Genomic DNA, 13,322 nt, shown 5'->3' with positions numbered 1-13,322 from the left:
CCTGTGGGGACCCGCGCATACATGGACCGCGTGGCCAACATGTCACGCCTCGCGGAACCCCACGACAAACCTCAATTCAACCTTCCCCATGCGACGACGCAGATTCTTTGAATCATTCGGCTTGTTAGCCGCAGGGTTATTGTCAAAAGGCGCCGGCGCCACTTCATCGGCACCGGCACCCGTCGAACGCTCTGCGTTCATACCGGGCGGGGAGATGAGCGCAACGCAGGCCGCGCGCCACTACCTGTGCCGTATCGAAGCGATCGACCGGCGTGGCCCGCGCTTGAGCAGCATGATCGAACTGAATCCCGATGCCATGCGGATCGCGGCCGCGATGGACGGCGAGCGCAGCAAGGGCGTGCGCCGTGGCCCGTTGCATGGCGTGCCCATCGTTATTAAGGACAACATTGCAACCGGCGACCGGATGGCAACAACGGCAGGTTCGCTTGCCCTCGACGGCGTTCGCGCAACCCGCGATGCCGACCTCGTGCGCCGTCTGCGTGAAGCGGGTGCGGTCATCATCGGAAAGACGAATTTGAGTGAATGGGCGAACATCCGTTCCACGCGCTCGACTAGCGGCTGGAGTGCGCGCGGGGGGCTGACGCGCAACCCCTATGCGTTGGACAGGAATACGAGCGGATCGAGCTCCGGCTCTGCGGCGGCGATCGCCGCGGGTTTGGCGGCAATGGCGATCGGCACCGAAACAGACGGATCGATTGTGTCACCTGCGTCGATCTGCGGGGTGGTAGGACTCAAGCCGACCGTCGGACGGGTAAGCCGTGACGGCATCATTCCGATTTCACACACGCAGGACACGCCCGGTCCGATTACCCGATCGGTCCACGACGCGGCGTTGCTGCTTTCGGCAATTGCAGGAACGGACGCGCGTGATCCGCAAACGTCGACAGCACCCGCACCGGACGATTATGTTCGCGCGTTGAACAAGGACGCGTTGAAAGGCGCCCGGATTGGCGTCGCGCGAGAGTTTTTTACGGGTCACGACGAAGTCGACCAGCAGATCGAACTGGCAATCGCGCAACTGCGGCTGCTCGGCGCCGAAGTGCTTGATCCGGTCGATCTGCCGCGCGTCAGTTACGACAAGGAAGAGTTGTCCGTCTTGCTGCATGAATTCAAACACGATCTGCCGCTATGGCTCGACACGTTCGCGCCGCATGCACAGGTTCGCAATCTCGCCGATCTGCTCGCTTTCAACAACGCGCATCGCACTCGCGAACAGCCTTACTTCGGCCAGGAGCTCTTCACTCAGGCTGAAGCCCTGGGTGGTCTCGATAGCGATGCGTATAAAAGCGCGCTGGCAACTTGCCGCACGCAATCGCGTGACGAAGGTTTGGACCGCGTGCTCCGTCAGCATGATCTGGACGCGATCGTCGCGCCGACGGGCGGGACCGCATGGTTGACCGACTTCATCAACGGCGACAGCAATAACGGCGGCTTTTCAACGCCAGCCGCGGTGGCCGGCTATCCGCATCTGACAGTGCCGGCGGGGCAAGTGCGTGGTTTGCCGGTGGGTTTGTCGTTTGTTGGACCCGCCTGGAGCGAAGCACGGTTGCTGGCACTGGGTTATGCGTTCGAGCAGGCCACTCAATGGCGCAGGGAGCCACAATTTCTGAAGCGTACCGATGTGCCTCCAGCTTCGTCCTAATCGACATCTGCCTATTGTTCATACAAATAGACTTCGGGTATCTTATGCGAGAAAATTAATCAACCTTTTTTCTCCAGATTCCGCCGTCTCGGTCTGTCGGTCGTGATAGTACTCGCCATCTAGCCTGTATAAAGGCACAGGGTTTAATCCCGCAAAGGTTTGCGGGAGATCTTATTCTTCTCTTCAATTAAAAGACTTGAAAAATCAATTAGATGAAAGTTTTTTCTGGAAGTCTCTGGCAGTAATTGACAAAAAAAAGCCGACACATTGTGTCGGCCGGAAAGACTCTGGCGTCCGAGGATTGCATGCCAGAACCTGAGAGACGGTAGTCAGTCAAACTTACGGGTGATGGTGCCAGGCGCGGGCATTTTTTCCCGCGTACCAAGTTTAACTATGCGTTGGCATGGCAGCGTGGCACAGATTTATCTTTTAATGGGCCAAGTTCGCTGGGGAGTGATCATAAACCAAAAGCATGAGCCAAGCATAAGGCCGTCAAAAAAATTTGTCGGTCGGTCGTCACCGAATTCATGCATCAGGGCATCCTGATATTCGTGTAGGGATTTCCTTAGTTGAGTTCTATTCCGTACTAATGTGATGTCTGATCGCGTAGCGAATCAATTCCGAATTATTGTTGAGTCCCAGTTTTTGCATGAGGCGCATTTTATGTGTGCTGATGGTCTTCGCGCTGAGCGAGAACGCTTCGGCGATGTCGTTGATGCTCTTTCCACCAGCCAGGGCTTGCAACACCTGGAATTCACGATCGGACAGAATGTCGTGCGGTGGGGTGTCACCGGAATGCGTGCCGAAGATCATCGAGTCCACCAGCTTCGGATCGATGAATCGTCCGCCTTCGGCCAGCTTGCGAATCGCGGTAAGCAGGATCTCCGGGTCGCTATCTTTGGTGAGGTAGCCGGTTGCACCAGCGCGCAATGCGCGCGAGACGACCTGGGCCTCGTTGTGAATGCTCAGCACGAGCACCGGCAGGCTGGTGTACTCCGTCCTGATGCGCCGGATCAGGTCGATGCCGCTAATTCCCGGCATCGTCATATCGAGCAGCAACAGGTCCGGACACCGGGCGCGTAGTTTATCGAGCACTTCGGCGCCTTCGGCCGCCTCGTCGGCAACGATCATGTCGGTGGTGGTTGCGATGATCTGCTTCAGGCCACCTCGCACGATCGCATGGTCGTCTGCAATGAGGATTTTTATCATGTGTTTTTCTCGGTCCTGAGCGGGACGTGAATAGGGACGATTATGCCCGCGCCGGGCGTGCTCCTTTCTTCAATGTGCGGCCAATCGTCATTCATCGCTGGTGCTTCCTCTCGAGATGTTCCTCCACGAGCAGCAGAATAGCTTTTGACTGATAGCCTTTCACGAGCGCGCGCAACTCCGTTGCCAAGGCCAGATTGCGCTCGTCGAGCGCCGCCATCCTGTCGGCCCATTCGGCAATGGCGCGCATATCGCCCAGACGGGCGAGACGATGCAGGTTGTCGAGCTCATCATCGGGTAACACCTCGGGCAACACGTAAGAGGGCGTTCGCGATGTTTCAGATTGCGGCGGGCGGGTCACCGGCGAGTAAGTCCACTCCAGCGCCAGTAAGTCCGCCAGATGGGTTTGCAACCGGTCGAAGTCGATCGGTTTGGAAAGGAAAGCGTTTGCGCCTGCGTCGGTGCTTCGCTTCTCGTCGCTCCAGGAAGGATTCGCCGACACGACGATGATCGGAATATCGCCCAGTCCCGGTAATCGACGCAATCTGCGCGTCGTCTCGAGTCCGTCCATTTCCGGCATCAGGATGTCGGTCATGATGAGCGACGGCGCCTCGCTGCGCGCCTTCGCGAGTCCTTCATGTCCACTGGCGGCCTCCACAGCGTCGAAGCCCAGTTGTTCCAGAAATTCGATTACCACGGCCCGATTGACGGGTTCGTCGTCGATCATCAGCACTTTGCGGCGCGGGCCGGTATAGCCGGTTACGCGCCGCGCGGCAGGGGTGGACAGGTCGGCGCGTGCTGCGGACGCGTCGACAACGGCCGGCGCGAGATCGAACCAGAAAGCGCTTCCGTGCGCCACCTCGCTTTCTACGCGGATTTCGCCATCCATTGCACGTACGAACTGCTGGCTGATCGCGAGACCGAGCCCTGCGCCGCCGGCGCGCCGTTCGGGGCTACCGGCTTGCTCAAAAGGCTCGAATATCGCGCTGAGCCTGTCGGCGGGGATGCCGATACCCGAATCGCGTACGCAGAAGCGCACCGCGCCCGCAGGTGTTCGGGTGACTTGCAGACTGACCCATCCTGCGTCCGTGAATCTGACCGCATTCGCCAGCAAATTAAGCAGTACCTGCCGTAAGCGGCGCTCATCTGCCCGCACCGCGCAGCCCAGGTCGGCGGCTGACTCGCACAGGAATCGCAGACGCTTCTGCTCCGCCTTCACGCCGATGATGTCGCGGATCGTATCGAGGACGCCCGGCAGGGATACGTCGCTCATCTCAATGCGCAGCTTGCCGGCTTCGATACGCGCGAAATCGAGCGTATCGTCGATCAGCGTCAGCAGATGCTCGCCGCTACGGTGGATAACTTCGACCGCGTTGCGTTGACGCTCGCTCTGGTTGCTATCGCGCAGCAAAATCTGCGCATAACCGAGGATACCGTTCAGCGGCGTACGCAGTTCATGGCTCATGTTCGCGAGGAACTCGCTCTTGGCCCGGTTGGCGGCTTCGGCCAGATGTCGCGCTTCCCGCTGCGCGGTGGCATCGCGCTCGGCGAGATAAGCGTCGTGCAGCCGCGCGCCCATGCTGTTGAACGCGGTGACCACGCGATCGAGTTCGTCCGGCCGGCTCGGCCGGCGGCGCGGCAGGACGAACGGCTTCGGCGCCGCACGGAAATCGTATTCGCCGACCAGGCGGGCAATCGTGGCGAGATGCCGCGTAACGAGGCGCGAGAAGATGTAGATGGTGAACAGCGCAACGATGAACGTATAGGTGGCCTGACTGACCAGAATGACCAGCGCGGTTTGCGTCAGTGCATGATAGAGGTTCGCAAGCGTCGCTTGTACATAGAGGCTGCCGATCTTCTGCTGAGTCCCGTGGATAGAATAAAAGATCGGGAATTCGCGGGATATCACGGCGCCCGTCATGCGCTGGCCAGCTGTCACCACCATCGGCGTGCCGCTCGAACCGGTCTCGCGAACCTCGGCGGCGCACATGTCGGCAAGTCGCAAGATGCCGTTCAGTTGAAGTTGAAGTTCAGTGCGATTGAGCTGCCATAAACCCTCGCCAAGGCTGTCGCGATTGCTTCTGTCGATGTCTGATAGACGGGTTTCAATCAGTTCGACGCCGCGGCTATAGTCGCGATAGAGTTGTAGTGCGCTCAGCAATAGCGTGACCGCGCAACTGAACAGCAGCACGGTAGCCAATAGCCGGAAAACCACGCTGTGCCTGAATCGGCCGGGCGTGGCAAAGAGTGAGCCAAAGCTATTCACCGCCATATTTCCCCGCGAGTGCAGTGATTTTTATATCTGTATTCTGCACTCGCGGCGGAATCGCGGTCTATAAGGGGCCGTCGAGGATATCTGCTACTGCAACCGCCGGCACCTGATCCGCTGCGTTTGCGAGCCGTGCTCGCATCCACGTGATGCCAACGCCATTCGCGGTAGCCGCGCCACGTGGCACAGGCTCTCCAACAATTTCGCGGGCACTGCCGATTAATTCGCGCATCATGCTCCACTCACGCTTATTGATTTTCCCCGCCTGAAACTGACACAAATCCGACATGGCGTCGGCCAGACGCTTGATCGCAGGCAGATCGTGACCGGTGAGCGGCCAGCAGTGCAAAAGATAGGCAAGCGGTACCCGTTTTCTTTCTTCACACCAAAGCTCAAATAGACCTGTGCACAGCTCGTCGATGCGTTTGACTGTTTCTTTGCACGGCAAAAAGTAGTCGGTCATGACGGTGGTCCGGCGACGGTGTGTGATGAACCACTTTAAACGCCCTGCCCAGGCGCCGCCGTCAGGCAGTCCGGACTGTGGGCTGCTGGTTCCCTGATTTTCTGGTCAGGAAATCCTTAGCTTCTATAGTCTTCCGAATCAATTCCCGCTTGCCTCCCGCTTTTTCCCGTCGAATGGATCGAGCCAGAGTTCTTTGCGATCCAATGGCACCCATGGCGGGAGAGAGGGATTCTTCAAATCGATCAGCACACGGCGTTCGAGGTGCAGATCGGCGATTCCTTGCGCGAAGTGTTCACGGAACAGCGCCTCAAAGCTCCCGTCCTTCAGCATGGCCTCGAGGCCGTCTCTGATCCGTCTCGCCAGCAGCGGCTCGGTTTTGCTGACGTAGAAGAACTGGGCATACGGGTATCGGATCAGCAGATGAGAATCGATTCTCATATTTGGGTAGCTGGCCTGAAAAGCCTTCAATTCATGCGTGATCTCCACCACGCCGCGCGGGAAAATGTCGAAGCGGTGGTCGGCCAGCATCATAAAAAGCAGCTCGTAGCGGCTTGCGGTGACGAGTGGAACGCCGGCGAGGCGATATACGGGCACGTCGCCCCAGTCCTGACCCTGACCGATGCTGAGCGTGCGAAGACCCTGGAGGTCGTGGATCGCGTTGAGCTTTGCCTGCTCGCCCTGATTGATGAGCGCCACCCGATAGCCCAGCAGGCCACGGTCGATGGGAATCGGCACCGGAATCGCCGCTGCGTCGAGTTCCGGGTGTCCGGGCTCGCTCGCCACGACGTTGATCACGCGGCCCGAGATCACCTCGTCGGCCTCGCGCTGAGCCGACATCGACGAAAAATAGTCGTCTATGACGTACGGGCCGTAGGTCGGTACCGTGTGGTTCAGCGCGGTGATGAGAAAGGCCCACCGGCCCTCTCGCACAACGTCTCCGGATATGCGAAGAATCCGCACGTGAGTGGGGGCGGCGTGCGCCGCCACAGCCGATGTATCGGGTGCGGTGGCGCTGCCGAAGGCCGGGCTCAACAACGCGACGGCAATGAGGGAGAGCGCTGCAGACAGTTTGATACCGCCACGTGATCTGGATCGGCGGATTCCATCAATGTGATTGAGGGCGAACATGAGTGGCTTGAACCGGAAACGACGAGTAAGCGCAGTATGAGTTCGAGTGATTGCTTTGGCCAACTTCAATAGTTGCCGCGTGGAGACTGCCACACACTGGCGCTATGCTAGCGGCTTCGTCTACCTCGAGGAGCAACTGATGAAACGGACCACAGGATCGATGATCACGTTTAACCGCCCTGACGGCAAGGAAGTTCAGGGTTATCTCGCCAGGCCAGAGAAGCCGGAGGGCGCGCCCGCCATCGTGGTGATTCAGGAGTGGTGGGGTTTGAACGACCAGATTCGCGGCGTGGCGGACCGGCTCGCGCAGGCCGGCTATCTGGCGCTGGTGCCCGATCTCTACCGCGGTAAATCGACGGTTGAGGAAGAAGAGGCCCACCACCTGATGAGCGGGCTCGACTTTGGCGACGCCGCCGCCCAGGACGTTCGGGGTGCCGTTCAGTACCTGAAGCAGCATTCGGCGAACGTTGGCGTGACCGGCTATTGCATGGGTGGCGCGCTTACTTTGCTCGCGCTATGCAATATCCCTGAAGTGTCGGCCGGCGTGGTGTGGTACGGCTTTCCTCCGCTCGAGTATATCGATGCCTCGAAAATCAAGGTTCCGGTTCTCGGTCACTGGGCTACGCAAGACGAATTCTTCCCGGTTGGAACGGTCGACGCACTGGAAGCCAAGCTCTCCGCGGCCGATGTCGATGTCGAGTTTCATCGCTATCTCGCGCATCATGCGTTCGCGAACGAAACCGCCGTCGGGCCGGGCCGTATCGCGAAGACCCAGTTCGATCCGGTCTGGTCGCAGCAGGCCTGGGACCGCACGCTAACGTTCTTCGGCCGCACGCTCTGGAAGTAACAGGCAAGCTCAAACCCACATTGCAAGGTGGACGCCAGCGTCCGCGAGCCTGGCCGCCGGCCGGCACCGTATCGCTGAGCGATAGGGCGTCGGCGCCGCTGGTGCGCACTGGAGGCTGGCGGTGCGCCACTCTGTTTACCTATACTCGTCTCACTCTGTAAGGCAGCCCAATCGCCGTAATACCAACAAGACGGAGCCTCACATGCCTGTTGCGATGCGAAACACGACCCTCGTGCTGCTGACCTGTTTCACGTTGGGCGTCAGTGCTTGTGTGCAAGCCGGCTCCAGTTGCGATGAGGAGTGCAATGCCCGCGGCCGGCTACTCGATCATCGCGTCACGCTACGGCTCAGCGCCGCGGCGTTTTCAAAATTGCTTGCGTCGAACGCATCCGGCCAGCAACTCGCGCAGATCGCCGGCACGCCTGCTTGCGGCGTGGAAATGGTGACTTTCCGCTACCGGACCATCGGCGGCGCGGGCGAGCCCACCACCGCCAGCGGCGCGCTGATGATGCCGGCCGGCCGGTCGGCGGCATGTAGCGGGCCGCGTCCGCTGATGCTCTACGCGCACGGCACGACCGCGTATCGCAACTACAACATCGCCGATATCACGCAAACGGATCCAGGCAACGGTGACGGCGCCGGGGAAGGGATCAGCGTTGCCGCCATGTACGCGGCGCAGGGCTATATCGTGGTGGCGACTAACTACGCGGGCTACGCCGGCTCCGATCTCACGTACCACCCCTACCTGAACGCCGACCAGCAATCCGCCGATGTGATCGACTCGCTTCGGGCGGCGCGGGTTGCACTGAGTGAAGCGAAACCAGGAAGCGGGGCGCGCGAGAACGGCAAGCTCTTTGTCACCGGCTATTCGCAAGGCGGCTTCGTGGCATTGGCGACGCATCGTGCGTTGCAGGCGGCTGGCGTCAAAGTCACGGCATCCGCGCCGGGATCGGGTCCGTATGCGCTCGCCGCCACCGCGGACGCGCTCGTCGAAGGCGAGGTCAACCTGGGTTCGACACTGTTCACGACTTTGATCGTGACGGGCTACCAGCATGCCTACGAGAACATCTATCGCAAACCTGGCGACTTCTATGAAGCGGCCTACGCCCCTGGCATTGAGAATCTGCTGCCAAGCCTGCAGCCTCTCAATACGTTGTTCGCTCAGGGGAAACTGCCCTCGGCGCAACTCTTCAGCAGCGTTCCTCCCGCACCGCAATATGCGTCGATGACGCCGCCGACGTCGCCACCCCTCACCCCGCCCTCGCTAACGCCTTTGTTCGCTGCCGGATTCGGCAAAGCCAATCTCGTGCGCAACGCGTATCGGCTGAGTCTTCTGGAAGACGCCGAGGCCAATCCCGATGGCGCGTTTCCCAACACGACGGTTGCGTTGACGCCCGCGGCAAATCCTATGCATCCGTTGCGGCAGGCGTTCAGGCGCAATGACTTGCGCAACTGGGTGCCGCGAGCGCCGGTGCTGTTGTGCGGCGGCGGCTCGGATCCCACCGTGTTTTTCTTCAACGCACGCATCGAGCAGGCCTACTGGCAGAACGCCAAAGTGCCGGCAGGGCTCACGTCCGTGCTGGACGTGGATTCTCCGATTGCCGGGCCCAATGATCCGTACGCGCCCATCAAACAGGGTTTCGCCAGTGCGAAAGCGACGCTTGCGAATCAGGCCGTTGCGGGCGGCGCAACCGACGGCGGCGCCTCAGCGGTGCTTCAGGCCTATCACGGTGAACTGGTCGCGTCGTTCTGCATGGTTGCTGCGCGGGCCTTCTTCACAAATTTCTGAGCGTTGCCGCGGATTTGGGCGTCTGTCGCAGCACGGGCATCAATGCTGGCGGACGCCCTTGCAGATCGCCTCGCGGCGAGTCACTGGCGATCGGAAAAATAGCTGTTTCTGCCGTTTCGCATGAAGTCCGGATCGGTCGCAAATTAGCGACATTTGCGAAAATTTCCCCCGCCTGCGGCTATCATGCGCTGACAACAGAACTGGCGGGGGAAAGCCTTGACGACCGATTCCGAGGCCCGGGACGCGGCTCCTGCGGCTTGCATTTACACCCACTTTGATACGCACCACGAAGCGCCACGCGCGCAGTTGCCTGCGTGGCGGGACCGCCTGGGCCACTTTCTCGATGTGCCGATTTCGCGCCGGCAACTGGCCGATGGCTTCAGCGGCGCGATCGACAGTTACACGGCCGCCGATCTGACGTTCATGGATTGCCGCACGGATCCGGTATCGCAGGCGCGATCCGTCGCGCGTATTTCCACCGATTCGGTCCGCCAGTTTGTCTTTCATGTGGTCGTGGAAGGCAGCATCGAGACCGGAGCAGGTCTGTATCCGAAGCGCAAGGCGTTGCAAACGAGGCCGGGCATTCTCGCGCTGGATATGAACCAGCCGATGCATATGACGCGCAGTGCGTGCCGAGTGCAGGCGCTTTTCCTGCCGCGTTCGCTGGTGGAATCCGTCTTGCCGGAAGCTGAATCGATTCATGGCAGCATGATCGAATACCACTCGCCGCTCGCGCAGATGATTCCAGGCCATCTCGCCAATCTTGGCCAGAACCTGCACAAGATGAATGCGCAGGAAGCGCATAGCGCGATGTACACCTGTGCGTTGTTGATTGCGGCGGCGTTCGGGAAGGAGGCGCGTCTAACCGGCAATGCACGCGCGGCTGCTCGCACCGCTATGTTCTCGACGGCGCGCCGCTACATCGAAGCCAATCTGGGGCAGATGGATCTCACGCTGGAGAGCGTGCTCGCTGCATCGCAACTTTCACGGCCCACGCTGTATCGTCTCTTCGAACCCGAAGGTGGATTGGCCGCCTATATTCGCAATCGCCGGCTGCGCGAAGCCGCCGATGAATTACACCGATACCCGGGGAAAGCGATCGTCGAGATTGCTTATGGCGTAGGCTTCAATAGCGCGTCGGACTTCAATCGCGCGTTTCGCCGTGCGTATGACATGTCGCCGAGCGATTTCCGGGCGCTTGCACGATAAACACGCTATCGATAGATGCGATAAGAACGAAGACTGCCAACGAAGGCTGATGGTGAAGGTCCGAAACATAGGGCCGCGGGTCCGGTGAATATACGCTGGATAGCAGCCCGGACGACATGTGTGAATCTGAACGATCGAAGGAGATCAAACCGTGGTGAAGATCGATCCGGACCGGTTACTGACCGATCTCAAGCGCCTGCGCAACTTCGGCGCCACAGGCCCCGGCGTTGTACGCCTCGCGCTTTCGCCAGTGGACCTTGAGTCGCGCCGTTGGCTCGCTGGGCGCATGGCGGAGGCGGGTCTCGATGCCGTCATCGATGGTGTGGGGACTGTATTCGGCCGCTCGCGCAAAAGTGGGCCCGCGCTCGTGATCGGCTCTCATACCGACACGCAGCCCACTGGCGGCTGGCTGGACGGCGCGATGGGCGTCATCTATGGATTGGAGATCGCTCGCGCGCTGGCTGAAAACGACACGACGAGTCATCTCGCGGTCGACGTGGCGTCATGGATCGACGAAGAGGGGACCTTTTCCGGCTTGCTCGGTAGCCGCAGTTTCGTTGGCGAGCCCGTTGAGGAGTCGATCCGGCGTGCAGCGAATCGGGAAGGCCAGCACCTTCAGGACGTGCTCGAAGCCGCCGGTCTTGCCGGTCTGCCGCGCGCCCGCTTCGAGCAAGGCCGGCACGTTGCTTACCTTGAGCCGCATATCGAGCAGGGCGGACGGCTCGAAGCCGCTGGGAAATCCATCGGCGTGGTCACCACGATCGTCGGGCTTCGCGAACTGCGGTTGCGTTTCACGGGGCAACGCAATCATGCCGGCACCACGCCCATGTCGATCCGGCGCGATGCCGGCGCGGCGCTGGTCGCCTTTATCCCGCAGATGAACGACGCATTCGCGCAACTCGCGGATGCCGATACCGTATGGACCGTGGGACGCATCGACCTCGACCCGGGCTCGCTTAGCGTCGTGCCGGGGAGGGCCGACATGTACCTGCAATTCCGCGACGCGAACACCGCGCGCCTGCAGGCGATGGAAGAGACGCTTGCGGCGCTCGTGCGGGACTTCAATGCGCAAGGTCCTCTGAATGTGGAACTGACGAGCGTTGATGAGCCTATGGAGCCGGTGACGATGGACGCGGCGCTCGCGGCGCATCTCGCGAGTGCCGCCGATGCCGTCGCGCCGGGGCAATGGCTGCGCATGCCGAGCGGGGCCGCGCACGATGCGCAGGTGATCGCGCGTTGCATGCCGGCCTGCATGATGTTTGTGCCGAGCATTGGCGGCGTGAGTCACGACTTTATCGAAGATACGGCTGAGGAACATATCGTCCTCGGCTGCCAGGTGGCGGCCACGGCGGCGGCCGCTATTCTTCAGGAGCAGTGGGCGAGGCAATCGTGATGCACCCGGACGAGCATGGTGATTTTATCGTGCGCAACATGGCGGCCGACGACGTAGCATTGTCGGTCGAATGGGCTGCGGTGGAAGGATGGAACCCCGGCCTGCACGATGCCGAATGCTTTCGTGCCGGGGATCCTGGCGGGTTTTTTATCGGCGAGTGGCGCGGCGAACCGGTTGCATGCATATCCGCAGTCGCCTACGGCGAACACTTCGGCTTTATCGGTCTGTATATCGTGAAGCCGGCGTTTCGCGGCAGAGGCTTCGGCATGCGCGTCTGGCAGCACGGCATGGACTATCTGCGTCACCGCAATGTCGGATTGGATGGTGTCGTCGCTCAACAGGCGAATTACAGAAAGTCCGGCTTTCGGCTTGCGTATCGCAACATTCGTTTTCAGGGTGTCGTTCAAGCCATTGCCCAGGACGCGACACGGTCGACCATTTTGAGTGCGTCGGCGTTGCCGTTCGAACCGCTGTTTGACTACGATCGCCAGTGCTTTCCCGCCGCGCGTGAGCGGTTTCTCGCGGTGTGGCTCCGACAACCCGGCGCCATCGCGCAGGTCGCAGTTCGCGATGGTCAGGTTGCAGGCTACGGCGTGCTGCGCCGTTGCAGAACGGGATGCAAGATTGGACCGCTCTTCGCCGATAGTGATGAGATTGCGGGCGATCTGTTCGATGCGTTGGCGGCGCGCGTGCCGGGCGAGGTCGTCGTCCTCGATGTGCCGGAGACCAACCCCGCTGCCGTTGCGCTGGCCGAGCGGCATGGCATGACGAGCGTCTTTGAAACCGCGCGAATGTACACGCAGGAACCGCCAACTATCCAGATCAAACGTGTGTTTGGCGTGACGTCATTCGAGCTCGGATGAGCGGAGCGCAGGTTTGCGCCTTTGCGTGGGTTGCCGTCTGCGGCGCGTCTCATGAACCGCAGACGGCAAGCACATCGTTTGATACGCGCGTATGCGCTACTTCCATTTTGCTCCGAGCTTCTCCAGCCCGGCCTTCATGAGATCTTCCGGCACCATGGCGACGCGCAGTTCGACGTCGGCGTTGAATTTCAGAAACCACGGTTCCGCCAGCGCGGGAATTCCCGATGGATCATCGAGGTTTACCACCAGCACTGCACCGCGTGTGCCGTTCTGCTCGGTGAAGTAGGCGGCCTCCGGTTTCATTTCTTCAAGTATTTTCCCCATTACTTCGCCGGCAGTGCCTTCGCGCACCAGCGTGTTGAACGGTTCGTGAGGTATCCGTACGTTGAGAAGCATGCGCATGTCATCCTCCTGGTTGATGCCCAAAGGGCATCTTAAGGATAGGTGTTTTATGCGCTGCGAGCGTGAGGGTTAGCACGGGCGAAGCCGCCG

General features: G+C 60.6%; 11 protein-coding genes. 6 read left to right on the top strand and 5 right to left on the bottom strand.

Annotated features, from left to right (window positions below):
* Positions 1-88 precede the first annotated feature (88 nt).
* Complete coding sequence (locus tag ACUN0E_RS20500; protein ID WP_445567805.1) at positions 89-1,663, top strand: amidase; 1,575 nt, start codon at positions 89-91, stop codon at positions 1,661-1,663.
* Positions 1,664-2,239: 576 nt separating this feature from the next.
* On the opposite strand, the gene ACUN0E_RS20495 is transcribed toward ACUN0E_RS20500, so the two are convergent.
* From ACUN0E_RS20495 to ACUN0E_RS20480, 4 genes are all read right to left on the bottom strand, one after another.
* The gene (locus ACUN0E_RS20495; RefSeq protein ID WP_408236752.1) at positions 2,240-2,872 is read right to left on the bottom strand and encodes a response regulator; all 633 of its coding nucleotides are present in this window, start codon (positions 2,870-2,872) and stop codon (positions 2,240-2,242) included.
* Between the two features lie 91 nt (positions 2,873-2,963).
* Complete coding sequence (locus ACUN0E_RS20490; RefSeq protein WP_445567804.1) at positions 2,964-5,141, bottom strand: ATP-binding protein; 2,178 nt, start codon at positions 5,139-5,141, stop codon at positions 2,964-2,966.
* Positions 5,142-5,202: 61 nt separating this feature from the next.
* Complete coding sequence (locus ACUN0E_RS20485; RefSeq protein WP_445567803.1) at positions 5,203-5,601, bottom strand: hypothetical protein; 399 nt, start codon at positions 5,599-5,601, stop codon at positions 5,203-5,205.
* Positions 5,602-5,739: 138 nt separating this feature from the next.
* Positions 5,740-6,729, bottom strand: a complete 990-nt coding sequence (locus ACUN0E_RS20480) for a hypothetical protein (protein ID WP_408236535.1) — start codon at positions 6,727-6,729, stop codon at positions 5,740-5,742.
* A gap of 139 nt (positions 6,730-6,868) precedes the next feature.
* On the opposite strand from ACUN0E_RS20480, the gene ACUN0E_RS20475 reads away from it, so the two are divergent.
* The 5 genes from ACUN0E_RS20475 to ACUN0E_RS20455 all read left to right on the top strand — a co-directional run bounded on the left by ACUN0E_RS20475 (position 6,869) and on the right by ACUN0E_RS20455 (position 12,830).
* The gene (locus ACUN0E_RS20475; RefSeq protein ID WP_408236532.1) at positions 6,869-7,576 is read left to right on the top strand and encodes a dienelactone hydrolase family protein; all 708 of its coding nucleotides are present in this window, start codon (positions 6,869-6,871) and stop codon (positions 7,574-7,576) included.
* Between the two features lie 202 nt (positions 7,577-7,778).
* Complete coding sequence (locus ACUN0E_RS20470; protein WP_408236529.1) at positions 7,779-9,365, top strand: alpha/beta hydrolase family protein; 1,587 nt, start codon at positions 7,779-7,781, stop codon at positions 9,363-9,365.
* A 216-nt stretch (positions 9,366-9,581) separates the two neighbouring features.
* Positions 9,582-10,574 carry a helix-turn-helix domain-containing protein gene (locus ACUN0E_RS20465; protein WP_408236526.1) on the top strand — a complete coding sequence of 331 codons (993 nt, stop codon included), beginning with the start codon at positions 9,582-9,584 and terminating at the stop codon, positions 10,572-10,574.
* Positions 10,575-10,725: 151 nt separating this feature from the next.
* Positions 10,726-11,967 (top strand): Zn-dependent hydrolase, encoded by a 1,242-nt coding sequence (locus ACUN0E_RS20460; RefSeq protein WP_445567802.1) that lies wholly within the window; start codon positions 10,726-10,728, stop codon positions 11,965-11,967.
* Positions 11,967-12,830, top strand: a complete 864-nt coding sequence (locus tag ACUN0E_RS20455; protein ID WP_445570490.1) for a GNAT family N-acetyltransferase — start codon at positions 11,967-11,969, stop codon at positions 12,828-12,830. Before ACUN0E_RS20460 ends, ACUN0E_RS20455 begins: the two co-directional genes overlap by 1 nt.
* 96 nt (positions 12,831-12,926) lie before the next feature.
* On the opposite strand, the gene ACUN0E_RS20450 is transcribed toward ACUN0E_RS20455, so the two are convergent.
* The gene (locus ACUN0E_RS20450) at positions 12,927-13,232 is read right to left on the bottom strand and encodes a panthothenate synthetase (RefSeq protein ID WP_408236520.1); all 306 of its coding nucleotides are present in this window, start codon (positions 13,230-13,232) and stop codon (positions 12,927-12,929) included.
* Between the last annotated feature and the right edge of the window lie 90 nt (positions 13,233-13,322).

This window comes from Paraburkholderia sp. D1E (assembly GCF_052682275.1).
The sequence above is the reverse complement of the archived record's forward strand: the minus strand, read 5'-3'. Positions and strand labels throughout refer to the sequence as shown.